Annotated in this window: 25 protein-coding genes; 7 read left to right on the top strand and 18 right to left on the bottom strand. The window is 45.6% G+C overall.

Annotated elements, in window-relative coordinates; genetic code table 11:
- Window positions 1-34: 34 nt before the first annotated feature.
- The 9 genes from ACRRNK_RS09815 to ACRRNK_RS09775 form a co-directional block, all read right to left on the bottom strand.
- The gene (locus tag ACRRNK_RS09815) at window positions 35-1,360 is read right to left on the bottom strand and encodes an alpha/beta hydrolase family protein (protein WP_433946547.1); all 1,326 of its coding nucleotides are present in this window, start codon (window positions 1,358-1,360) and stop codon (window positions 35-37) included.
- 143 nt (window positions 1,361-1,503) lie between these two features.
- A complete protein-coding gene (locus tag ACRRNK_RS09810; protein ID WP_433946546.1) occupies window positions 1,504-1,953 on the bottom strand; it encodes a DUF3021 family protein in 450 nt (149 codons plus the stop codon).
- Window positions 1,954-1,966: 13 nt separating this feature from the next.
- A complete protein-coding gene (locus ACRRNK_RS09805) occupies window positions 1,967-2,404 on the bottom strand; it encodes a LytTR family DNA-binding domain-containing protein (protein ID WP_433946545.1) in 438 nt (145 codons plus the stop codon).
- A gap of 209 nt (window positions 2,405-2,613) precedes the next feature.
- Entirely contained in the window at window positions 2,614-2,940 is a 327-nt protein-coding gene (locus tag ACRRNK_RS09800; RefSeq protein ID WP_433946544.1) for a DUF4190 domain-containing protein, read from the bottom strand.
- 64 nt (window positions 2,941-3,004) lie between these two features.
- Complete coding sequence (locus ACRRNK_RS09795) at window positions 3,005-4,060, bottom strand: CotH kinase family protein (RefSeq protein ID WP_433946543.1); 1,056 nt, start codon at window positions 4,058-4,060, stop codon at window positions 3,005-3,007.
- Between the two features lie 365 nt (window positions 4,061-4,425).
- Complete coding sequence (locus ACRRNK_RS09790; RefSeq protein WP_433946542.1) at window positions 4,426-5,127, bottom strand: ABC transporter ATP-binding protein; 702 nt, start codon at window positions 5,125-5,127, stop codon at window positions 4,426-4,428.
- Window positions 5,124-6,242 (bottom strand): ABC transporter permease, encoded by a 1,119-nt coding sequence (locus ACRRNK_RS09785; RefSeq protein WP_433946541.1) that lies wholly within the window; start codon window positions 6,240-6,242, stop codon window positions 5,124-5,126. The genes ACRRNK_RS09790 and ACRRNK_RS09785 overlap by 4 nt, the downstream gene beginning before the upstream one ends.
- Window positions 6,243-6,307: 65 nt before the next feature.
- Window positions 6,308-7,684, bottom strand: a complete 1,377-nt coding sequence (locus ACRRNK_RS09780; RefSeq protein WP_433946540.1) for a sensor histidine kinase — start codon at window positions 7,682-7,684, stop codon at window positions 6,308-6,310.
- The gene (locus ACRRNK_RS09775; protein WP_433946539.1) at window positions 7,681-8,358 is read right to left on the bottom strand and encodes a response regulator transcription factor; all 678 of its coding nucleotides are present in this window, start codon (window positions 8,356-8,358) and stop codon (window positions 7,681-7,683) included. Before ACRRNK_RS09775 ends, ACRRNK_RS09780 begins: the two co-directional genes overlap by 4 nt.
- Window positions 8,359-8,481: 123 nt before the next feature.
- Here ACRRNK_RS09775 and ACRRNK_RS09770 point away from each other — a divergent pair, with 123 nt between their 5' ends.
- Together ACRRNK_RS09770 and ACRRNK_RS09765 are read left to right on the top strand one after the other, a co-directional pair.
- Entirely contained in the window at window positions 8,482-8,796 is a 315-nt protein-coding gene (locus ACRRNK_RS09770; protein ID WP_433946538.1) for a DUF485 domain-containing protein, read from the top strand.
- Window positions 8,793-10,313, top strand: a complete 1,521-nt coding sequence (locus ACRRNK_RS09765) for a solute symporter family protein (protein WP_433946537.1) — start codon at window positions 8,793-8,795, stop codon at window positions 10,311-10,313. The genes ACRRNK_RS09770 and ACRRNK_RS09765 overlap by 4 nt, the downstream gene beginning before the upstream one ends.
- 105 nt (window positions 10,314-10,418) lie before the next feature.
- On the opposite strand, the gene ACRRNK_RS09760 is transcribed toward ACRRNK_RS09765, so the two are convergent.
- Window positions 10,419-11,861, bottom strand: a complete 1,443-nt coding sequence (locus tag ACRRNK_RS09760; RefSeq protein ID WP_433946536.1) for an MFS transporter — start codon at window positions 11,859-11,861, stop codon at window positions 10,419-10,421.
- Window positions 11,862-12,021: 160 nt separating this feature from the next.
- Here ACRRNK_RS09760 and ACRRNK_RS09755 point away from each other — a divergent pair, with 160 nt between their 5' ends.
- Together ACRRNK_RS09755 and ACRRNK_RS09750 are read left to right on the top strand one after the other, a co-directional pair.
- A complete protein-coding gene (locus ACRRNK_RS09755; RefSeq protein WP_433946535.1) occupies window positions 12,022-12,444 on the top strand; it encodes a MarR family winged helix-turn-helix transcriptional regulator in 423 nt (140 codons plus the stop codon).
- A gap of 77 nt (window positions 12,445-12,521) precedes the next feature.
- Complete coding sequence (locus tag ACRRNK_RS09750; protein WP_433946534.1) at window positions 12,522-12,845, top strand: hypothetical protein; 324 nt, start codon at window positions 12,522-12,524, stop codon at window positions 12,843-12,845.
- A 96-nt stretch (window positions 12,846-12,941) separates the two neighbouring features.
- On the opposite strand, the gene ACRRNK_RS09745 is transcribed toward ACRRNK_RS09750, so the two are convergent.
- From ACRRNK_RS09745 to ACRRNK_RS09715, 7 genes are all read right to left on the bottom strand, one after another.
- Window positions 12,942-14,381, bottom strand: coding sequence for a M14 family zinc carboxypeptidase (locus tag ACRRNK_RS09745; protein WP_433946533.1), 1,440 nt, complete (start codon window positions 14,379-14,381; stop codon window positions 12,942-12,944).
- Between the two features lie 290 nt (window positions 14,382-14,671).
- On the bottom strand, window positions 14,672-15,373 hold the full coding sequence (locus ACRRNK_RS09740; protein ID WP_433946532.1) for an ATP-binding cassette domain-containing protein: 702 nt from the start codon (window positions 15,371-15,373) through the stop codon (window positions 14,672-14,674).
- Between the two features lie 52 nt (window positions 15,374-15,425).
- The gene (locus ACRRNK_RS09735) at window positions 15,426-15,788 is read right to left on the bottom strand and encodes an FtsX-like permease family protein (RefSeq protein ID WP_433946531.1); all 363 of its coding nucleotides are present in this window, start codon (window positions 15,786-15,788) and stop codon (window positions 15,426-15,428) included.
- Between the two features lie 42 nt (window positions 15,789-15,830).
- A complete protein-coding gene (locus ACRRNK_RS09730) occupies window positions 15,831-16,553 on the bottom strand; it encodes a hypothetical protein (protein ID WP_433946530.1) in 723 nt (240 codons plus the stop codon).
- 201 nt (window positions 16,554-16,754) lie between these two features.
- Entirely contained in the window at window positions 16,755-17,252 is a 498-nt protein-coding gene (locus ACRRNK_RS09725) for a hypothetical protein (RefSeq protein WP_433946529.1), read from the bottom strand.
- A gap of 198 nt (window positions 17,253-17,450) precedes the next feature.
- A complete protein-coding gene (locus ACRRNK_RS09720; protein WP_433946528.1) occupies window positions 17,451-18,287 on the bottom strand; it encodes a prohibitin family protein in 837 nt (278 codons plus the stop codon).
- Window positions 18,288-18,395: 108 nt separating this feature from the next.
- Entirely contained in the window at window positions 18,396-19,175 is a 780-nt protein-coding gene (locus tag ACRRNK_RS09715; protein WP_433946527.1) for an ABC transporter ATP-binding protein, read from the bottom strand.
- 169 nt (window positions 19,176-19,344) lie between these two features.
- Here ACRRNK_RS09715 and ACRRNK_RS09710 point away from each other — a divergent pair, with 169 nt between their 5' ends.
- The 3 genes from ACRRNK_RS09710 to ACRRNK_RS09700 are packed head-to-tail and all read left to right on the top strand — an operon-like array spanning window position 19,345 to window position 21,862.
- A complete protein-coding gene (locus tag ACRRNK_RS09710) occupies window positions 19,345-20,229 on the top strand; it encodes a GNAT family N-acetyltransferase (RefSeq protein WP_433946526.1) in 885 nt (294 codons plus the stop codon).
- Window positions 20,230-20,266: 37 nt separating this feature from the next.
- Window positions 20,267-21,130, top strand: a complete 864-nt coding sequence (locus ACRRNK_RS09705; protein ID WP_433946525.1) for a class I SAM-dependent methyltransferase — start codon at window positions 20,267-20,269, stop codon at window positions 21,128-21,130.
- 6 nt (window positions 21,131-21,136) lie between these two features.
- Complete coding sequence (locus ACRRNK_RS09700; RefSeq protein ID WP_433946524.1) at window positions 21,137-21,862, top strand: RluA family pseudouridine synthase; 726 nt, start codon at window positions 21,137-21,139, stop codon at window positions 21,860-21,862.
- A 48-nt stretch (window positions 21,863-21,910) separates the two neighbouring features.
- Here the strand turns inward: ACRRNK_RS09700 and ACRRNK_RS09695 are convergent, their stop codons facing one another.
- Window positions 21,911-22,348, bottom strand: coding sequence for a MarR family winged helix-turn-helix transcriptional regulator (locus ACRRNK_RS09695; RefSeq protein WP_433946523.1), 438 nt, complete (start codon window positions 22,346-22,348; stop codon window positions 21,911-21,913).
- Between the last annotated feature and the right edge of the window lie 112 nt (window positions 22,349-22,460).

Here is a 22,460-nt window from a genome sequence, read left to right as displayed (position 1 = left end):
CCATCCTCTTAACATATCACTTAGGTGCAACAATTTAATACGTCCCCGCCGAATCAAAGCTTCCTTTCCCCTTAAGATAGGAGTCAAAGAACTTCCGCACGGTTTTATTCATCGTATAAATAACGTAGTATTTATCCGCTTTCTGTTCACTGCCGCTATTCTTAACAGAGCCGTTAATCATATTCGCAAGAACCGGCGAAACCAAAGGCAGATCGGTCAAGCTCATATGATTCGTGCCCTTGATATCCACCTCATATGCATTCGGGGCGGTGGCTGATATCAGCTTTTGTGGAATTACAACATCAGGGTCGGTAACGTCATCCATTAGTTTCTTCATTGTGTCAGAGTAAATGCTAAGCAGCGGAACGGGATAAATTTCATGATTGATCACAGCTTTGCCATTCTCGATTCCCAATACTTCCCCGAGCAGATCTGCATCCAGGTTGATAACCGCATCGATATCCTTGCGTTCCCTGCCTAGCTGGACACTTGCAGCACCGCCCAAGGAGTGGCCTATCAGACCGATTTCGTTGCTATCGATCAGCTGGTATACTTGACCCGAACCTTTGTCCGCGGAATTTTTAATAATGGTGTCCAGTACAAAGTTCATATCATCTGTCCGTACCTTCAGCCATTTCTGTTCAAGCTTATATGCAGTCTCATCATCATACACGCCATTGTTGACATCTTTGACCTCCTGCATAAATGAGCTGTCGACCATAGTAAATTTGCCGTCTGTGTCTAACGTGTACAACGAGTGATAGGGATGATCAATAGAACATACAATGTATCCGTTACTTGCCAGTTCCATGAAGGTTGAGGTGTTGCTGTCTCTTATTCCGAACGCGCCATGAGAGAACACCACCAGAGGGAATTTCTGTCCTTGAGTTGCGGGATACCAGAATTTAATATTTGCTTTTCTCTTCTGGCCTAGATTATTAAATGTCTCAATACGATTGTTATCGGTGTAAGTATAAGCGACGGTCTCCACTTTATACTTACCTGTCACCTCAGGTAACTTATACTGTGGGAACACCAACGCAGGGATTACAGCTATTGCCACCACCAGCCACAAAGCAATCCCTTTCAGCACAATACGTACAGGGCCAAATTCCTTCTCTTTCTTCTTGAGCATCAGGGATACGCCGCCAATTATGGCAGAAACGAGCAGGATGGCGGCCAGTATGTACCATCTGAAGCTCCACTCGATGACGGAGACCAGTACAAATATAACGAACAAGGTCAATTCCGCAATGCGGACCCAGCTCCGGATTTTCTTTTGATTAGATCGAGTTCTGAAGCAGAATACTGCTAGTACAATTTCTATAACTGCTGAGATGATAAGTAATACATAACCCATTATATTAGCTCCTCTTTATCTACATTTCTGTTCTCTGATTGAAGAATACTACCATGGCCAAGTGCTGTATAGGGCCTTAGCAGTAACCTGTAGGAACAGTCAGGTAAGTTGTAAAAAAGGAGCGATAAGCTGCATTCGATTTTTTATTTTTGTTCCGAGACTATACTTGTTTCAACTTTCATAGTTTTAAGTTTTTCGTTGATTTTATTGGAGGATTTTCTGTCTTCCATATAGGTCAATAAGCGGACAACCCCATAGATAACCGCAACTTGAACTGCAAGTATAGCTGTATTTGCGACATCATTTACCAGACCCGTTACATGTCCAAAGGTCAATAGAACTGCTTCCAATGCCGCAAAATGGAGAATTACTCTGATCCGGTATTTTTTTCCCGACAACTCTTCTGGAGAGTAAAATATCAAGCTTGGCACAATACTTATGCATGCGCAGATCATATAAATATATATTTCTTTTAATTCAAAATACTTACCTGTTGAAAAAAACTGACGCAATACGGTAAGACATATCACGATTAGCGCGAATACTATGAAATAATTTTTGGCTATTCTCTTGGTAATATCCATTAATCTCATTATGTGTTCCCTCCTATAAACCCAGCATCTTCTTCAATACAGGCACATACTGTCTGGAGACTACTAATCTTTCTCCATTATCGAGCTTGGCCTCAAACCTGCCGCTTAAAGAAGGTTTTACAGATGACATTTTGGTTAGATTTATGATGCTGGATTTGGATGCCCGAAAAAACTTCTTACCCTTACACATTTCCTCCAGTTCATATAGCTTCAGCTTGGACTCAAACACCTTATTCTTGCAGTAGATAAACACCTTATTGTCTACCGATTCAAAATAATACACATCTTCCATTTTAATTCTATGGATATCATCCTGGTCATAGCCAAGAAGCATGGCAGAATCAGATTTGATCTTGGTTAGCAACTTGATAACCTCATCATTCACCTCATAACACCTGATGATGACTTCCTCGTCCCTATCCCGACTGACTTCTTCGATCGATACCTTCATATTGTCCCCACTTTATGTCTGATTTTTCATCATAATATAGTGATTATAGAACAACTTTCTAATAAATAGGAGCACTAATATGTATGTAATTACTTAGGATTACTGCTTAGAAAAGTTAAACAGACTGGACAAGTAAGCTTGTGCGCTAGAACTAAAAAACCGACCCTTCCCAGGATCGGTTCATTCCCAAATTATTATCTTAACTGGACTTACCAAAAAAATGCTCCATAGCTTGACATATAGATTATGGACAAGATAACTAACAGAATTACAATCGCATAGAGCGCAGTCCCTACTATCCCGCAGACCAAACCAGCAACAGCCAGGCCTCTTCCTTTCTCACCGCTTCTTCTGATTTCTCTAAATGAAAGGCATGCAAATACGATGGCCACAATACCAATTACAAATCCGAGATAAGGTACGGATATAGAGCATATGCCCAGCACAAGGGCGACAATCGATTTCGTATTCGTTCGAACAGGTGGATAAGGATTGTAATGATCATAAGCAAAATGATCCTGTGGTGCTTGATACATGGGTATATAGACCTCCTATACATTGACTAAGACTAGATTACCATGTATTACCTTAATAGGAAATCTATAAATCCTTCAAATGCTGGATTAAGTATTCGCTTCTCTCTTCTGTATATTCCCGGATCACTCTCAGCTCACCATGAAAAGCGCTCAAACTCCACTTCGTGTTCGGGTCCCTTCTAACGTCGGCAGCGATGCGGCTGTGCATCCGTCTTGCTATAGACATAATATTATCAGGCTTGAACCTTGACTTAAGCTGGCTCCGCAGCAATCTCTTATACTCTGCCCGCAGCGACCTATAGGATAGGATCTTCTCTGTTAATTCGTTGTATCCATCTATGGGAATCAGGTTGGAATCCGTTCGCGCACCAAAAAAATTTCTCCCCCAGGTCCCCTCGTAATCCCATGGAACAATACCATATTTACCCGTCACCCTATGCTCATACCAGGTGTAATTCTGACTCAACCCATCATCATTGCCAGTCAAGACCGCTCCGCACAACCAGCGCAAGTAATTATCGATATTAATCCGGCTGTGCAGGAATCGAAGCAGATCATTCCCTTTCTTGCCATTCAGCCATTCTACGAACTGTTCGAACCTTTCGCGATCTTTCTTCAAGCCTTTGATCAGACTGTAACCTGAGAACAAGGAGCTTTTAAAGTATCTGGTATCTTTATCGTACAAGGAAAAGTCGGCATTATCATTAATCGCATAGAAAATACTCCTAACCGGAATGCCTCTTTTGCGGAAGAAGCTGGTCTTGACGGCTTCGAGCCTTAGATACACGCCCAGCAGCTCACCGTTTAAATATAGGACACAGTGCTGCGCAGCTGGCGCATGAACACCTATGGATTCGAGGAATTGAAAGGATAGCGCATTTCGCAGCATGGATGGATCATCGTATTGGGCGTTGAAATGGTAGGTTCTCGTTGCTGTTCTGATCTCAAAAGATTTCTTCGGATAATCACGGGTATGCTCCCCCCGGTATCTTATCCGAACTGGCTGGCTGCGCCCCTTAATACTAAGCTCGCCATGAACGAATTCCTTTGACCAGATATCGCGGTTAAGCTGCGTGATTTCAGTATTCTTCATTCTAATCCGGTAAATTGGCAGACCCATGTGCTACCGCCTCATTTCACAAGTTGCTGATACAGTTTATGCTCTTCTCTCCGCCCCAGATTGGGCGGAATCAAGAGCTAATCCGCAGAACATAAGGCTGCCAGAATTTAAGCTTGGGTCGATGGAATTATAGAAAAAAAAAGAATGAATGCCCCTTTCTCGCATTCATCCTCCTTGAAGACAATGTATTGCTCGCTTAATCTTCCGGCTGATCCCACTTCTTGGAATAGGCCTTCTTCGTGACCCAGAAAGTGATCCAGACGAGAAAGACCGCTATGACAGCAATCAAGAAATAGATTAATAGCATCTGTTATCCCCCCACGATTCCCTTACAAGCATATTGTAAAGGAATCGCAGGTATATAGCTACAATCCTCGTACAGACGTGCTCGCCTCTTCGGTTAAGGTTCCGTTCTCCAGGCGCAGGACTCGGTCGCATAGCGGAAGCACGCGCTCATCATGGGTCACCATGATAGCTGCTTTGCCCTCCGCCTTCACCTCTGCAGCCAGCATGCTAACCACATCTTGGCCTCTGGCTGCATCCAGGCTGGCCGTAGGCTCATCCGCGAAAAGGATCGCCGGGTCATTCATCAATGCCCTTGCTATCGCCACGCGTTGTCTTTCTCCTCCGGAGAGCTCATGAGGGTAACTCTTCCGGCGGTGCTGAACTCCCAGACGGGCAAGAAGTTTCTTCGCACGGGTCATGGCGCTGCTCTTGTTCATCCCGGCAAGTTTGGCCATAATTAGGAGCTGCTCTTCCACTTTCAAATAAGGAATCAGATTCGCACTTTGAAAGATGAAGCCGATCCGATTCAGCCTCAGCTGCTCCAGCTGATGGGCGCTATAGTCTGATAAGCTCTCCCCCTCAATGATCACCTGTCCTTCCTTTGGAGTTAGTAGAGCTCCCGCGATGGATAAAAATGTACTCTTTCCTGAGCCGGATGGTCCGATTACGGCAACAAGCTCTCCCTCTTTTACCTGAAGACTCACTTGATTCAGCACCTTAAGCTGGGTGTCTCCATCTCCATATGAATGTGAAATTCGGTCAAGTACCAATTTGTCTGTCATGCGGATACCCTCCCTATGGCTTCCAAGGCATCCACTCTGTTCACTTTAATGATGGATATTACCGAGCCCGCCATGGCCATCATCACGAATAGACAACCTGTTAGCCCAATCGTACCTCCACTGAGCTGGAAGGGCATCGACTCTGGCAGCAGCCGGGCAGCCACCTGGATAACCAGAATACTAATAAGCAGGCTAACCACCGTGAGGAGCAGTACCTGCCCGAGGACACTTACTGCAAGATAGCCTGATCTTGTTCCCATCGCCTTGAGAATGCCAAACTGACTTGTCTTCTGAATCGTGATGACGTAGAAGAATACGGCAAGCACAAATCCTGAAATGACAAATAAGAAAGCAATCATCATCAAGAGTGAGCCCTGCTCCTCCTTGTACCCGGGAATCGCGGATACGGCTGTTGTCTTGGACATGATCTCCATCTCCGGCAGCTTCGTCTTCAATTGATCCGCCTGGCTGCTGCTCGCCTTAATGGCTATAGTATTGTAGACTGCACTGACAGATGTTTGTGTAGAATTCGTAACTTTTTGTCTCCAGCTCTGCCACTCCTGCTCGTTCATAAAGATCACCGGAGTATGACTGTAGGATTCATTGCGGGTAAAACCAGCAACTGTCCATGTCACGCCGGTGATTTGATCACGGATGACACTGCCTAGCTGTACCCCGGATTCCTTCAGCTTTAGGTCTACCAGAACCTCACCGGATGAAGTGTTGGTAATTGCTCTTCCTTCTACCACGCCGGGCATGATCCAGCCACTGGTATCAGCGGCAAAAAACGTCACATCTATTTTCGGGCCCGCTCCACCGCGGGTCACCGTTGACATCTGTACACCCAACACAGCCGCATTGCTATTTCCGACAACCCCTTGCGCTTCATCGATAACAGATGTACCAAGTTCCGAGCGGCTGAACCTCTGACTGGCATCCTTTTGAACTACGAAGTAATCCGCAGGAATGTTCTCGATCGAAGAAGCATTGGCATAGGCCAGGCCTTTGGCGAGCCCTGTTACAAACATGACCAAAAAAGAGACCAGCAGCATAATGGTCATGATGAGCGCGTATCGCGTCTTGGCAAATCTCATCTCTCTTAGAGCTAAATACATTTCAGTAACCTCCCTTGTCCAAGACAAGTGTAGGCGCTGAAAATGAACGGCGTATGAACAACAAGTTACAACTTCGGCAGGGTAACCGTAAAGGTTGTTCCATTCTCGCTGCTCGTCACTTCAATATTTCCTTCATGCAGGAGAATAATCTTCTTAACAATGGCTAAGCCAAGACCGGTACTTCCTGAAGCACGTTCTCTTGCAGGATCAACTCTATAGAACCGATCGAATAGATGAGGCAGTTGATCCTCGGAAATCCCATCTCCCGTATCGCTCACGGTAACGACAAGCCCTTCATGCTTCATACCAGCTCTCAGATCAATGGATCTACCCTCCGGAATATGCTTGACCGCATTGGACAGCAGATTCATCCATACTCGATAGAGCAGCACCTCGTCCCCGCTAACCTGGAACTCTTCAGGCACTTCAAAGCGAAGCGCGATTCCTCTATCAGCCATTTGCCACTGCATAGTCTGAACAACCTGCCTTAATTGCGATCGTAGATTGAATGTCTTCTTCTGAAGCCCATCCGCCGCTTGATCCAGTGACGAAAGTAGAAGCAGCTGCTTGCTGAGCAGAGACAAATGATGGCTTTCCTCGTTGATGATATTAACATACTGATCATACTCCTCTTTAGGCAGAGCTTTGTTTGTCAACGCCTTGGCAAAACCCTGGATTGAGGTTAGGGGAGACTGAATCTCGTGTGACACATTGGCTACAAACTCCTGACGTGCCTGATCGGCTCGTTCCAATTCCTTGCTCATGCTCATGAAATGGGCGGCCAGCTGACCAATTTCGTCCCGTCTGCGCACGGGAATCTCGATATGATAAGTGCCTTTGGCAATCCTCTTGGTCGCCTCGGTCAGGCGGGTAATCGGCTTCACAAGATAGGTCGTGCTAATTAGCATAGCCATCACGCTGAACACAATGGTCAGGCCGCCGATCATCGCGAAAAATTTCCGGAGTTCCCCGAACTGAAGTATGACGTCGGGACGCATGAACAAGGCATACGGTTGTCCGTTTAACGTTAGCGGCATACCGATCGTATTGCTCAAGCGATTATCGAAGAAGCCTGTGATGAACCAGGAGTTAGGGAAATTCGATACCCCGTGATAGACTTGTCCGCTAAGCACCAGCTTCAGGGCCTCATCAGACAGGTCCTTTTCACGAAAGGAGCTTCCATAAGAACGCTCTCTCCCCTGTTCAGAGATCAAGATCATTTCGTATCCGAGGGACGCCGCGCTCTCAAGGTACTCATCTGAAAGTTCCGGATGAGCCTCGGCAAAGCTCTTCATGCTGGCTGCCATCGTTACAAGCTTCTGATCATTGAATGGCTTCAATTTCACATGATAATAAATATTGGAGACCAGAAAGCCCATAAGACTACTTACAATAACCGTGGCTATCGTGATTAGAAACACCCGGGAATAGAGTGATTTCATTTCACCGGCACCTCCAATCTGTAACCGATGCCGCGTACGGTATGAATGATGAAGTCCTCCTGATAGTCTATGAAGCGTTGTCTTAACCGCTTAATATGTACATCAACCGTCCGCTCATCCCCCTCATAGTCCGCTCCCCACACCAATCGAATCAGATCGTCCCTGGAGAACAATCTGCCGGGATACTGAGCCAACTGAGCTAACAATTCGAACTCTTTAAGGGGAAGCAGGATAGTCGATTTCCCATCCGTCACTTCATAATTATGCCGATCGATAATCAGGCGATTCAGACGAATCCTATCACTCGATACAACGGTATACCGCCGGAATAGGGCTTTTATCCGAAATATCAGCTCCTCTGGCTCGAAAGGTTTGGTTACATAGTCATCGGTACCGCGCAGGTAACCCTGCTCTTTATCAGGCAGCTGATCTCTGGCCGTAAGCAATATAATCGGAATATCATATTCAGTCCTGACATACTCACACAACTCCAGACCATCCATCCGTGGCATCATAATATCGATTACCGCTAGATCAATCGTCTCTTCTGTCAGTTTCATCTTGGCTTCTTGACCATCACTGGCTTCAATTACCTTGTAACCTGCGAGCGTCAGTACATGTTTCAGCAAAGTAAGAATATGCCTATCGTCATCAGCTATAAGTATTGTCTTCAAATGTTTGACCTCGTTTCTTTTCTAGCTTATACCCTATTCTAAAATGGTACGTTTGTTAATAAGTTTATTTAGTCGCTTACACATTGTCACACATTATTCACATTTGATATTGGGGGTAATGCCATGGAACCGAAACCGGATTACAATCGAATTTCGACCAGTCCAAATTTTAAGCGATTAATGCTTAGGAAAAAGCGATTTTTGTTTCCGATGACCTTGTTCTTCCTAGTGTTCTACTTCTTGCTTCCGGTGCTGACCTCGTATACCAAAGTGCTGAACGAGCCAGCCATTGGCCCGATTAGCTGGGCCTGGATATTCGCTTTTGCCCAGTTCATCATGACCTGGACGTTATGTATCATTTATTCCCGCAAGTCCGTTCAGTTCGACCAAGATATTGAGCTAATCAAGCAAGAAGCAGCTGGGAGGAAAAAAGCATGAATACAACCGCCTTCTCACTTTTTCTCGGAATTGTTGCTATTACACTGATCATTACTTATTTCGCCTCCAAGCGAACCAAGAGCACAAGTGAATTCTATACCGGCGGCGGTGGGTTAACCGGTTGGCAGAACGGTCTGGCCATCGCGGGAGATTATATGTCTGCAGCCTCTTTTCTCGGAATTGCCGGGTCGATTGCGCTGGCGGGTTTTGATGGATTCTTCTACAGCATTGGATTCCTCGTCGCTTACCTCGTTGTTCTCTATCTGATTGCTGAACCATTAAGAAACCTCGGAAAATACACGATGGCAGACATGATTGCCGCCCGTTTTGACGATAAGAAGATCCGCGGAGTTGCCGCCCTCAATACGATTACGATCTCCACTTTCTATATGATTGCGCAGCTGGTTGGAGCGGGCAGCTTAATCCGTCTTCTTCTTGGACTGGATGCCGTGACCTCCATCATCATTGTAGGTGTCCTGATGACCATCTATGTCGTCTTCGGTGGTATGACCGCAACCAGCTGGGTACAGATCACCAAAGCCGTGCTGCTGATGGGCGGTACGTTAATCATCTCCCTCATCGTGTTTGCAAAGTTCAATTTCTCCATTACCGAGATGTTCAATCATTTGAAGACGGCAACACCACTTGGTGAAGCTTTTCTGAATCCAGGCAATAAATATAAGGTTCCGCTGGATACCCTTAGTCTCAATCTGGCACTTGTGCTTGGAACCGCGGGTCTGCCGCATATTCTGATCCGGTTCTTCACCGTAAAAGATGCTCCCACCGCTCGCAGCTCTGTCGTCCACGCCACCTGGATTATTGGTATATTCTATATTATGACTGTGTTCCTGGGGTTCGGAGCCGCTGCCTTCGTTGGCGCAGATGCGATTACAGCGCAGGATAAAGGAGGCAACATGGCTGCTCCGCTGCTCGCCAAAGCCCTGGGAGGCGATTTCCTCTTCGCCTTCATCTCCGCAGTCGCGTTCGCGACCATCCTGGCGGTAGTCACAGGCCTTGTTCTGTCCGCTGCTTCGGCATTCGCTCATGATTTCTATGGTCACATTATCAAGAAAGGCAATGCGTCCGAGAAACAGCAGCTTAAGGCTGCCCGCTGGGCTTCGGTAGGCGTATCCGTGCTGTCCATCATCCTTGCGTTATTCGCAATGAAGCTGAACGTGGCTTTCCTGGTCTCGCTTGCCTTTGCCGTTGCAGCGAGTGCGAATCTGCCTGTCCTTATCTTTACGATCTTCTGGAAAAGATTCAATACAGCCGGTGCGATCACAGGAATGCTGACCGGTCTTATCAGCGCGCTTCTCCTTGTGGCTGTTAGCCCAAGTGTCTGGGATCCCGCAGGGAAAGCAATATTTACAGGCGATGCCCTGTTCCCTCTTGCAAATCCAGGAATCATATCGATCCCACTTGGATTTATTGGTGCCATAGTAGGCACCTACCTATCCTCCAGGACCGATGTGAAGAAATATACTGAAGTGATGGTTAAGGCGAACACCGGACTGTAACTACCATTAATACTTCCTATACAAGCGCACCCCCTAAGCTTACAAGGATGGGCCTTACAGGCTCTCCATGTAACTTTAGGGGGTGCGTTTATTTTAATGAGAATATTATTTCTGCATTCTTGAAGCCCATAATCTCCAGCCCGTGAGCACAGCAGCAACTAGACTAATACATGCAGCCATGATAAACACGATATGCATACCTGTTAGGAAAATATCCGGTCGGCCCGGAATGAGTCCAATAACCCGGTGGCCAGCCTGGCTGCTCATGACACTAAATAAAGTGGTCGTCGCTACCGTGATTCCGACAACCATGCCGATGTTCCGGATTAGCGAATTAATACTGCCCGCAGTTCCGAGCTGGGTTCTTGGTACCTTGGACATGGCAAGAGAATTATTCGGAGATTGAAATAAGCCATTGCCTACTCCCAGAAGAGCGATCCAAAGACCTACCCAACCAAGCGAGCTCTCTTGATGAAGTGTGGCCATCCCGTACAGGGCGGTAACATTGACAAGCAGCCCTGCAAAGGTAAGCAGCTCAGAGCCAATCTTATCAGACAACGCCCCGCTCAGTGGAGCGACGATCACCATAGTAACAGGAAATAGCATTAATAAGAACCCTGCATGGGAAGGAGACAGTTGCAATACACCTTGGGTATAGAACGGAGCTACAATATTGTAGCAGAATACAGAGACGAACACGAGAAACCCACAGAGAATGCTGAGTGAGAACCAGGAGTTGCGGAACAGAGACAGCTGCAGCAGCGGGTTCGCGCTCCGGTTCTCCACCCACAGAAATAGTAGAAATGCAGGGACCGACACAATAAGACTTGCGATAATCCATCCGTTATCATACCCAGTCTGCTGACCAAGCAGAAGACCCGCGAACAAGAGCAGGATGAACAATGCAAACAGCAAACTTCCTGACAAGTCCATTCTGGTTCTTGTTTTAACAAGATCCCCCGGCAGCACCTTCCAGCCAAGTCCTATTGCAACAAGCCCAATCGGGATATTCACCCAGAAAATATACTCCCACCCAAATGAAGAGACTAAGACACCGCCGATACTAGGACCTGCAATACTTCCAAGCGACACAAATGTGCCGATCAATCCAATTGCCTTGCCTCTCTCGTTCGAAGGAAAGATATCCGTTATGATCCCCATGTTGTTCGCCATGGTCATCGAAGCTCCCAAAGCTTGAATAACTCTTGAAATAATCAAGAAGGTCAAGCTTGTACTGAAGCCGCATAGCAACGAGCCAATCAAAAACACCACTGTGCCTATTTTGAATATCCGTATCTTGCCTACATTATCACCGAGCTTCCCAAAGAAAAGCACTGCTGCACAAATCGCCATCAAGTAGCTGGTTGCCACCCACTCGGTTTGAGCTACAGCTAGAGAGAGCTTCGCTGATATATCCGGCAGAGCAATATTAACTATGGTTCCATCCAAGGTCGCCATGAACGTAAATAAATTAACAGCGATTAGAATGAACCACCGCCTGCGTTGGACAGCTTCATTCTCCTGATAGGTTTGGGGAATTGCATTCATGTTCACACCTCTATTCCTTAAAATATGTATTTTAGTTGCAGACGCAACAAAATCCGGTACACAGATTATATCCCATGTTAGTTGCGCGCGCAACAATTGTACGTTAAAATTTTGGGTAACAGTCACCGCGTTAGATGTGACATTTGCAAGGGGGATCTGTATGCGGAAAGAACCAATCGGGAAGCTGATTTCCCTGATTCACAGACACAGTCAGAAGTCCTTGAATAAACGGCTTGCTGCTTACGACCTCGGAGGAGGTGGACAGCACAGCTTCTTGAAGACGATTCTTCATAAGCCAGGTATTAATCAGGACCAGTTGACCCATGACCTTAAGTTTGACAAAGCAACGACAGCCAGAGCTGTCAAGCAGCTTGAGCAAGCCGGATATATTACCCGAATCGTGAATAACCAAGACCGCCGATCGCTCTCCTTATTCCCAACCGACAAGGCAGAGGCATTCTTTCCTCAGCTGCAGTCCATTTTGGATGAACATAATAATAGGTTGACCCGCAATCTAACAGAAGACGAGCAGCTTCAGCTTATTGCCCTGCTGAGCAAGGTGAATCTGGAGACAGAAGAATAATTGTGCGATTCCTGCCTTTGGATTGAGTAGATAAACATGTTATTATATAAGGCAATTAACTAAGGAGGAATCACTTGTTGAACAACATATCGGATAACCAGCTGCAAGAATCCAGAGAGGGCATGGGAAGCGTTGTGGTATCCATCCTGCTTATGATTATCGCTTTCATCCTCACGCTATTTACACTGCTGATCTTCTTCCGGAATTATACTTCCCCGAACACCATAGGAATTTGGATTCCGATCGGCATTACCTCGGCGGCCAGCCTCGCAGGCCTGCTCTTCGGGCGGAACGCACTAAGAACCGGGGCTGCTAAAGGACTGTCCTTGCTCAGCACCATCGTCTGTGTTCTTCTGCTCCTGCTTGAAGCGGGTCTCGCTGTATCTTTGCTCATTAAATAAGCCTTTTCTCTAATAAGAACACAAAAAAGATCTGAATGACGGACAAGCTCTGTTCCGTTTTCAGATCTTTTTGTGTTATGAATATAACCTAGTGTGCTACTTAGATGGAGACTGATAGATCCACAAGTCCCCAATTGGGGTATTAATTTTGTACCAGTTGCCCCACTTCTGAATCGCATGCACTTCAGTTAGCGTAATCGTTGCTTTTGCCTCTTTCGCAGTTGGCTCGGAATAGACCTCGGTCTCCGCTCCAAGTGTCAATGTGAGATCCACATCCACAGGGTCCCCGGTTGGAACAGTAGGTTCAGCAGCTGGTTCACTCACGACCGCGTTCTTGTCATATAGCCACTTCTCACCCTTGTCCGTCTTCACCTTATACCAATTGCCCGACTTGGCTGTGGCGGTTAGCGTCTGCGGACGAATCGTTCCGACAGTTCCCGAAATAAAGTTATTGGAGTTAAACAGCTGCTTGAGTTCCGAAATCGTGATTTCTTTGCGGAATTCCACTACAGTCTGCTTGTTTTGATTCTTTTGCAACCAAAGCCTGTACCCTTCATCTGCAATCCATAGACCGATTTTCTTATTAAGCTTCCACTCTGAATCAAACACAGACACGGAGAGATTCGTCTCCCCTTCCTTGATGCCAATCTCCGGCGTAAAGGCAGGCCGGCCGAATGTAGTGATGAACCAGTCGGTATAACCTCCCCCAGACGGGTTCGGCACTGGCTTCACCTGGGAATAACCGGTGATTGCCGTGAACGTATTGGCAAGCTTTTTGTCACGGGCAAGATTGCTCGGCTTAGTATTGAAATTCCAGTATAAAATATGGCCGGCGGTATGGTAGGAGACAGCAATCTCAGGATTGATATCATAAGTGAATTTGACCATATTCTGATTCTCGCTACTCTGCAGCGGCTTCGTACCTTTATAGTTCATCCAATGTGGTGCTTTCGCTGGATTTTTAATGCCTGACCAGAGGGCAGGATATTGGCGATTCAGATCAATCCCCTGGGCATTCGCCTTCCAGCGCTTGAAATTCCGGCTGCCGTCATTCATCTTGATCAGATTAGTCCATACCAGCTGCGGAAATGCGGAAAGCCCGTACTGCTGTAGGGTCACGCCATCCGGATTAACCATCGGCACGAACCAAATGGTCGACTCGGACAGAATGGTTCTGACATCATAACCCTCGAACTTACTGCCGCTTTCATATGCCTTGGCATATTGTTCAATCATGTACATGTTAAGCGTGCTGGTCAGCCACTCCCGGGCATGATGAGACCCGTTAAAGAATACGGTAGATTCCCCGTTACCAAGACTTACTGCCCATTGCTCACGTCCGTATGGCGTCTTCCCGATCGACTTATAATGAATGAGGTCGGGATATTCACTAGCAAGCTCTTTGATATCCTTTGTCATTCTATCGTAGGTATATGTTTCTTTTGGATTTACTATATTTGAGGCCGCAGATACCCCATTAGTATGTATGAATGCCAAGCTTAGACACGCAGCGCCTGCGATGAGCCACTTCTTCATTTTGAATCCATTCCCCCATGTTGTATATTATCTCTCCTTTACTAAAATATCTCATTCTATTAACTATTGTCTAGTAAAAAAGACCCTCTTATCGGACGATAGGAGGACATTCAACTTGAGGGAAGGGGGAGTTTCCCATATGAACTATGGATTTCATAGTAGTTCATTTGACCTTATTAAACTCTATATCAGCGCTAAATTGAATGAAAATATTAATAAATAGACGAACTGGGGGACTGCAAAGGGTGGACTCCTCAGTGGAACGCAGACTGTAAGAACTTTAGATACTCCTAATCAGAGTTTTTGGTATTCTTCCAACTCACCTCATTAACAATTTTTCCGTCTTTTAACATGATGCATTGATGTCCATAAGACACTACAGATGGATCATGTGTTGCGACAATAAAAGTAGTACCTTCCTCCGCATATTTTGTGAATACATCCATCACAATTCTGCTATTCTCTTCATCAAGGGCCGATGTCGGTTCATCCGCGAGAATCACCTTGGGATTACCTAGCAGCGCCCTAATTGTTGCAATTCTCTGTCTCCCTCCTATGGACAGTTCACGTGGATATCGATGCTTACTTTTTATTAAATTCATTCTCTCTAGTAAATGTGAGGCTAGTTCAGTCTGTTCTTTATTTTTCGAAGAAATTACAAAGCATAGATTCTCCCAAATTGTTAAATAAGGAAATAGCACGGTCTGCTGGGTAACTAAGTGAACTTCGTTCTGCCTTAATTCCGCCCATTTACGACTAGACCACTTGGTTACATCATTGCCTTCATACTTGATCATTCCCCCGGTTGGCCGCTTAAGTCCAACAAGACAGTTTAATAATGTACTCTTCCCGCTTCCTGAAGATCCCCCTAATATGGTTATAGCACCCATGGGGAAACCAACAGATACCTCTTTCAAAGCAGTTGTAGTTTCATCTCGGCCTAAATATTCCAAGCTCAGTTGATTGGTTTCAAAGGGATACTGTATCCTCATTAACTACACCTCGAAATTCAATTTTTACAGTTTATAACATTTGAACAAGCAACTAAACATCAAATATTCTAACTACCTCTTTGCGACTAAGTTTTTTTGCTGAAATCAAATATGAAGCAATAATTAAAGTAATGGGAAGCGGCAATGTCCATGGAAGTACTCCAATAATCGAACTATCCACGATTAACCCAACATTAACGAACATTGGTGATAAAACATTTAAGATGAGGACGTACCCAAGTAATCCAATCATCCATCCTAAAATAGCAGTAATGGCCATTTCCAGCACAAAGGATCCAATGATCCGGTTTGCAGTCCATCCAAGTACATATTTTGTAGCAAACTCTGAAAGCCGCTGAATGATATACACCATTGTTAAAAAGATTAGGGATATCGCCAGCAAAATCGCCGTCAATACGTTAAATGAGAAACCCATATATCTCAGATTTGTTAGTCCCTATTCTTTATCCTTTGCGACGTCAGAATAATCCTCCGCCTCGATATTTAATTCCGGCACTTTTTTAAACATATTCTGTACATGTTCATTGATTTCCTGTGAAGTTGTAGCTTCGGAGTACAGTAAATAATATCCATTGTCTGTCGTTGGTAAATCCTTTATTTTGGTTAAAGTTGAATATGGCATGAGCGCTATTTCTGCATCAGAATCTAGTATTCCAACCACCTCCAGGGAACCTGGAACTGGTCCCAGATTGTGCTCCGCTCCTATTCTATTTCCAACTTCAACATTCAAAGATTTAGCGACAATATTACTGACCAATATTTCATTGGCAGCATCCTTTGGGATTCTCCCTGATTTTAGATGCCACCCCTCCAACTCCAAAGTCTTCTCTATATTATCAATAGACATCCCTAATACTCTTCTAGGCACTGAGCCTGTAACGGAAGGTGTGTTCAAATTACTTGTCACAAAAGGAATAATATGATATTCATAACCCTCATTATCTAACATCTGTTGGATAACACTTTGGGGTACATTTTCACCAATAGAATACAAAGCAACAAACGGTTTATTCCAAGCAATACTTGCATATCCATCTTTAATAATGGATCTGATGAGAGTCCCAACACTAGCTGAAATAATAATAGAAAGAACAACCACCAAAATTAAAGGGATGCTCCTTCCGGGATTACGCCATATGTACCTTAAAGTATTCAGCATTCTACACATACCCTTCATACTTATTTTACTTATTGAATACTGTAACCTTACTCCCTTTTTCAGCAGTCAAAGTCGTATCATATTTTTCCCGAATTTGGCGTATGATAGATTTCCGTACCGCCAAGCAATTCGGGATGATCATAAATATAGAGCCGTACAACGAAGCTGCGGCTCTTCTCAGGCAAATTTATGGTAGTATTCTTATAATTTTAGAGAGAAAAATGGTCGATAATCCGTTGTAAAACCTCTCCACGATACATCCACTGGTTCCGTTCCATCGCCGCCACCTCTAAAAAGTACTGTATATTTTCCAGCTCGCACGCCTTGAGGATGATCATCCGTACTTAACCAAGTGTATGATCCTTTTCCGGGAATTTTTTTTGCGACATATGTTTGATTAGTTTTATCATGTGTAACCACTACTTTGACAGGAGAGCTAGCATTATTTTTGAAGTATATCTTCACATAGCCATACCCACCAGCCACTGGAAAGCCCGAATTAGAAGTACCATCTGGACCGATCGCTGGGCCCCCAAAAAACCCAGGTATAAGACCATAATTGGGCTTATCTGTTTTTGTACTAGTATTTAAAGATGCCTTGCGGGTTTCACCATGTTTAAGCGCTATTGGAAAAGTGGCTATTGCGATTACTACCAGTGCTATGACCAGAATTGATAACATTAACACTTTAGCTTTCACTAGTCGTACCTCCTCTCAATGTATAATAATTACAAATATAACCATAACAATATTTGGTACATTTTTAAAGTTTTTATAGAAATTTATATCGCTTTATAATAGCTGGTCAATAATATATTCTGATAGAGAACTTTGCTATACACAAAAAAAGGACGAAGCAATTGCTTCGCCCTAGTAATAACTGTCCTTATGCTTGTTTTACTTACCGCTCAGCGAGTTAACATCAATAAACGGGGTTGCCCCGCCTGTAACCTGCGGCATCTGACCATTCCATTTATCGATAGCCTTCTCTTGAATCTCGATCTGCTTCAGTTGAACCAGCTCAGGTGTGACTTCTTGCTTCTTAAGCTTCAAAGATTGCGCTTCCGCTTGAGCCTGGGCAATCTTCTGCTTCGCTTCAATTTCAATTCTCTTAAGATCATTCTCAGCTTTCAGTGCCTGCTGCTGAGCAACCTGCTTCGCTTCAATCGATTGATTGAACGCTTCGGAGAACTTAAAGTTAACGATGTTAATATCATTCACGACCAGATCATATTTCGAGAGCCGCTTGGTCAGGTGCTCACTAATCTCGCCTGCCACCACATCCCGCTTCGCAATCAAGTCCTCAGCCGGATATCTTGCGGTAACTTCCTTCACAATCTCCTGGATTGCCGGATTAATAATCACCTGATCGAAATTGCCCCCGATATTGTTCATCAGGTTATATACCGAATCTTTGTTCACAGAAAAGTTAACGGCAACATGTGTGGAGACCGGCTGTAAGTCCTTGGAGGACGCGGTCGTATCGGTTTCTGCTTTGCTTACTTGAACATTGACCTCAATAATCGACTGAACAAACGGAATTTTCAAATGAATTCCCGGTGATAGGACGTTGTCATTCAGCTTCCCAAACGTCTTGTACAGTCCTACATGTCCATAAGTAACGGTAGCGTACGAATTAGCTCCCACGATAATCGCTGCAATAGCAATGATAATGGCAGCGATCCCTACTCTTAGATTACCTGCTCTCTTCTTTGGTTCTGTCTCTGGATTCACAGATATCCCTCCAATGGTCTATTGGTTTCATTACGCTTTTAAATAAAAGCATACTTATCCAATAGTACGTAGGAGTCCAGAGAAGGTGGCAGATTAAGTAAAAATTTCTTATTTTTTCGACAGCCAAGCCCTGTCTTGATTCCATAATACATGTACCGGCATTTCGAAGAATTCAGACAAGCTCTCATTCTCCAGCACTTCCTTTGTATAACCAGATGCGAATACTTCGCCCCTGCGAATCAACAGTGTCTTGCTGAAGATCGGAAGAATCTCTTCCGTATGATGGGTGACATACAGGAGATGCGGCGCATCCGGCTGCTTCGACAGCTCTTCTATACTATCCAGCAAGCTTTCCTTGGAGATGAAATCAAGTCCGTTCGCGGCTTCATCCAGGATCAGAAGCTTTGGAGCTCCCATTAAAGCACGCGCTATGAGCAGCTTCTGCTTTTCCCCTTGCGAACAGGTCTGATAAGTACGATTCATTAAATGGGAACATCTCAGCTGCTCCATGAGCTGTCTGGCCCGGGTATAATCCTCTTCCGACGGCTTTTCATACAGACCTATGGTTGCATACTTGCCGCTGACCACCAAATCCTCGGCTTTGTCATTTCCATACAGCTTCTCTTGAAGTGATGAGCTAACCCATCCAATTGATCTTCGGAGCTCCCGGATATCCACATCGCCAAACCTGTGACCCAACACCGAAATCTCGCCTTGTGTAGGCCAAATATATCCGTTCAGCATATTTAACAAGGTCGTTTTGCCTGAACCATTCAGCCCCAGAAGAGCCCAGTTCTCTCCCTTAGAAACCGTCCAATTAACGCCTTTCAGCACAGATTTACCGTCTCTACGCCAAGAGACATCCTTCATCTCAATAATATGTTCCATTTACTGAACCCTCCTGCTCCTTGTCTTCATTATTTCCAAACTACGCCTGAGCGAGATACTTGTCAACTCATACACTTGCCTCTCATCCATAAATTGGCTGTGCCCGCTCAGTTCAATCCGTTAAAATCAAGGTATTACCGGGCAACGAGATTTTCCAGGGGGAGATAGTATGATTACAAACACACAGTGGAGCCAAATTGCAGAATTGGAACAGGTCTGCAATCTTCATGACGGCATCCACTTGAAACTTAATTGGGATATGTTACGAACCCGCACACCTGAACAGCATGATGACTATATTGTTGCTCGTAACGGCAGAATTGTCGGATATCTTGGTCTGTACTGCTTTGGCAAAAAAATCGAGCTGTGCGGGATGGTTCATCCGGATTATCGGCGCCAAGGCCTCTTCTCTTCCATGCTGGAACAAGCACTTCCTAGAGAAAGAAGGGAAGGTCTAAAGGAAATATTATTAAATGCGCCAGCAAACTCGTTGTCGGCAAAAGAGCTGTTAAAGTCTCTTGACGTCCAGTTTGCTTTTTCAGAATATCAAATGACTTACCTATGCCGTAACGAGCATTCTATAGCCCCTCTTCCCTCCTCAGCTGCCCTGCGGCCTGCGTCACACTCAGACCGGGCGGATTTAATTAGGCTGGACGAGCTCTGCTTCGATTATTCCAAGTACGCGGCTGAGCAATATTATGAAGCGACGATTGATGCACCGGATTCCGTCACATATATCATAGAAGCAAGTGGACGAACTGCAGGCAAGGTTCGAATTGTACATGAAGCTGAGATCAGCTGGATATATGGACTAGCCATTTACCCGGAATATCGAAGACAGGGACACGCAAGAGATACTCTTCAGCAGTTGATCCATCAGGAGACCTTATCAGGCCGCAGCCTGCGACTGGAGGTGGCGTTGAACAATCCGGCAGCCATGAAACTGTATGAGGCTGTGGGCTTTCAAATTACCGAGATTCAGGATTACTACCGATTACTTGACCCTTTCTCTCTCAATAATATGGCAGCATATACGCATAATAAGGTACAATAAAGTCTAAATGAATTTTACCGAAGGATGGAGTATGTAAATGTATATCGCGAATGATTGGAAAGACTATGAAGTAATTGATACCGGCAACGGCGAAAAGCTTGAACGCTGGGGAGATGTGATTCTCCGCCGCCCTGATCCACAGATTATCTGGCCGATCCAGCAGGAGAATCATGAGTGGCGGGAGGTTCATGGCCATTATCATCGGAGCTCGTCAGGCGGCGGCGAATGGGAAATGAAGAAGAAGCTCCCTGAGCGCTGGACGATTTCTTACGACAAGTTGAAATTTCATATTAAACCTACGAATTTCAAGCATACCGGGTTATTCCCTGAGCAGGCTGCCAACTGGAGCTGGATGATGGACAAGATCGCGAATGCTGGACGGCCGATCAACGTGCTGAATCTATTTGCCTATACAGGAGGAGCCTCGGTTGCAGCCGCGTCCGCGGGTGCTTCCGTAGTCCATGTCGATGCAGCCAAGGGCATGGTGCAGTGGGCTAAAGAGAATCTTCAATTATCCGGACTCGGCGACCGCCCCGTTCGCTTCATCACCGATGATGTATTTAAATTCGTGCAGCGTGAGCAGCGCCGCGGCAGCCGTTATGATGCGATTATTATGGACCCTCCTTCTTACGGGCGCGGGCCTGGTGGCGAGATGTGGAAGCTCGAAACGAGTCTTTATCCTTTCGTGGAATCCTGTCTCTCTATTCTGTCGGACCAACCTTTATTTATGCTGATCAACTCTTATACGACAGGAATCTCTCCAACGGTACTCACCAACATCCTGAATATGACGGTGAAGAAAAGATTCGGCGGACGCATCTCCTCAGGTGAGCTAGGCCTTCCGATTACCCGTTCAGGACTCAATCTGCCATGCGGAATATTGGGACGATGGGAGGAATAGCTCCCCATGTGTGCTAATGAGCATTCAACCATCCCCATCCTATATGAAGATAATCACCTTCTAGGGATAATTAAGCCGGTTAATGTATTGTCCCAGGAAGATGCCTCGGGCGATCCGGATCTCCTTACTATTCTCAAGAAGGATCTTAAGGAACGTTATCAGAAGCCTGGCAACGTATATCTCGGTCTTGTTCATCGGCTCGACCGGCCTGTGGGAGGAGCCATGATCTTCGCCAAAACTTCCAAGGCAGCATCAAGACTGTCGGAAGCTGTCCGGAGCCGCTCTTTTAACAAGACCTACCTGGCGGTAGTTCATGGCTCTCCAGCAGACTCCTCAGGCCGCCTGGAGGACACCCTACTTAAAGATGAACGGACGAATACAGTCCGTGTCGTTCCTAAAGGGACCTCTGGAGGCAAACATGCCATTCTGGATTATAGAGTGCTTGGTCAACTAACAAATGGGCTGAGCCTGATTCAGGTGGAACTGCTGACAGGCAGATCTCACCAGATCCGTGTGCAGTTAAGTCATATGGGCTGTCCACTATACGGTGATCAGAAGTATGGGGCCAAAGTTAACAAGCCTGGTCAACAGCTGGCTCTCTGGTCCGCTTATGTAGGCTTTCCTCACCCGATTACGAAGGAACCTGTTACGCTGGTTTCGACGCCTCCTGATGAATTCCCATGGAGTCATTGGCCCAGATCCCTGTATGATCAAGCAGCCAGATCGTTCTAGAACATTCGTCTATTATCATTGATGTAGAAAGAGCTTAAGCCAGCCGGCCTAAGCTCTTTCTTTGTTCAATACAGTCTCATTGGACGACGTAATCTTGCCCAGCAGGAAGATCAGCAGCTGCTGATTATGGGAGGATATCTGATCCAGGACATTGCCGAGGAAGTCATTACGAATCTGGAGTCCCCGGTTCGTCTCTTCTCTCCCCTTATCTGTGATGGAGATCCATACAATTCTTCGGTCTTCCAGATCTCTCTCTCTTGTGATGAGCCCCGCCTTCTCCATCCGATCCAGAAGCATCGTTACGGCGGCCGGAGTGGTTGCCAGATAAGGAATCAAATCAGATGGCTTCATCTTCTTGCGTTCCTCCAGAAGCTCCAATACGGAGAGCTGAGCTTCAGTGAGTGAAGGCGAAAGCTCTGACTCCATATGCATCTGGTAGTTCTTGGTTAGCTTAGCCCACAAGCGGGCGAAATCCTGCGTGTACATTAAATCCCCCCATTATCAACAAATCTCAAGTTCGCTCATGTATTACTTCATCAGATAAACTTTCGCCACCAAGGCGCATTTTCCTTCCGTGCAGGCCCAATTTTCTCCAAAA

It is taken from the genome of Paenibacillus sp. SN-8-1, assembly GCF_050995535.1.
Classification (GTDB): domain Bacteria; phylum Bacillota; class Bacilli; order Paenibacillales; family Paenibacillaceae; genus Fontibacillus.
The sequence above is the reverse complement of the archived record's forward strand: the minus strand, read 5'-3'. Positions and strand labels throughout refer to the sequence as shown.

Bases quoted from the DNA above. Each gene is read 5' to 3' on its own strand.
- ACRRNK_RS09815 (WP_433946547.1), bottom strand. From the start codon at position 1,360: ATGGGTTATGTATTACTTATCATCTCAGCAGTTATAGAAATTGTACTA.
- ACRRNK_RS09810 (WP_433946546.1), bottom strand. From the start codon at position 1,953: ATGAGATTAATGGATATTACCAAGAGAATAGCCAAAAATTATTTCATA.
- ACRRNK_RS09805 (WP_433946545.1), bottom strand. From the start codon at position 2,404: ATGAAGGTATCGATCGAAGAAGTCAGTCGGGATAGGGACGAGGAAGTC.
- ACRRNK_RS09800 (WP_433946544.1), bottom strand. From the start codon at position 2,940: ATGTATCAAGCACCACAGGATCATTTTGCTTATGATCATTACAATCCT.
- ACRRNK_RS09795 (WP_433946543.1), bottom strand. From the start codon at position 4,060: ATGGGTCTGCCAATTTACCGGATTAGAATGAAGAATACTGAAATCACG.
- ACRRNK_RS09790 (WP_433946542.1), bottom strand. From the start codon at position 5,127: ATGACAGACAAATTGGTACTTGACCGAATTTCACATTCATATGGAGAT.
- ACRRNK_RS09785 (WP_433946541.1), bottom strand. From the start codon at position 6,242: ATGTATTTAGCTCTAAGAGAGATGAGATTTGCCAAGACGCGATACGCG.
- ACRRNK_RS09780 (WP_433946540.1), bottom strand. From the start codon at position 7,684: ATGAAATCACTCTATTCCCGGGTGTTTCTAATCACGATAGCCACGGTT.
- ACRRNK_RS09770 (WP_433946538.1), top strand. From the start codon at position 8,482: ATGGAACCGAAACCGGATTACAATCGAATTTCGACCAGTCCAAATTTT.
- ACRRNK_RS09765 (WP_433946537.1), top strand. From the start codon at position 8,793: ATGAATACAACCGCCTTCTCACTTTTTCTCGGAATTGTTGCTATTACA.
- ACRRNK_RS09760 (WP_433946536.1), bottom strand. From the start codon at position 11,861: ATGAATGCAATTCCCCAAACCTATCAGGAGAATGAAGCTGTCCAACGC.
- ACRRNK_RS09755 (WP_433946535.1), top strand. From the start codon at position 12,022: ATGCGGAAAGAACCAATCGGGAAGCTGATTTCCCTGATTCACAGACAC.
- ACRRNK_RS09745 (WP_433946533.1), bottom strand. From the start codon at position 14,381: ATGAAGAAGTGGCTCATCGCAGGCGCTGCGTGTCTAAGCTTGGCATTC.
- ACRRNK_RS09740 (WP_433946532.1), bottom strand. From the start codon at position 15,373: ATGAGGATACAGTATCCCTTTGAAACCAATCAACTGAGCTTGGAATAT.
- ACRRNK_RS09730 (WP_433946530.1), bottom strand. From the start codon at position 16,553: ATGCTGAATACTTTAAGGTACATATGGCGTAATCCCGGAAGGAGCATC.
- ACRRNK_RS09715 (WP_433946527.1), bottom strand. From the start codon at position 19,175: ATGGAACATATTATTGAGATGAAGGATGTCTCTTGGCGTAGAGACGGT.
- ACRRNK_RS09710 (WP_433946526.1), top strand. From the start codon at position 19,345: ATGATTACAAACACACAGTGGAGCCAAATTGCAGAATTGGAACAGGTC.
- ACRRNK_RS09705 (WP_433946525.1), top strand. From the start codon at position 20,267: ATGTATATCGCGAATGATTGGAAAGACTATGAAGTAATTGATACCGGC.
- ACRRNK_RS09700 (WP_433946524.1), top strand. From the start codon at position 21,137: ATGTGTGCTAATGAGCATTCAACCATCCCCATCCTATATGAAGATAAT.
- ACRRNK_RS09695 (WP_433946523.1), bottom strand. From the start codon at position 22,348: ATGTACACGCAGGATTTCGCCCGCTTGTGGGCTAAGCTAACCAAGAAC.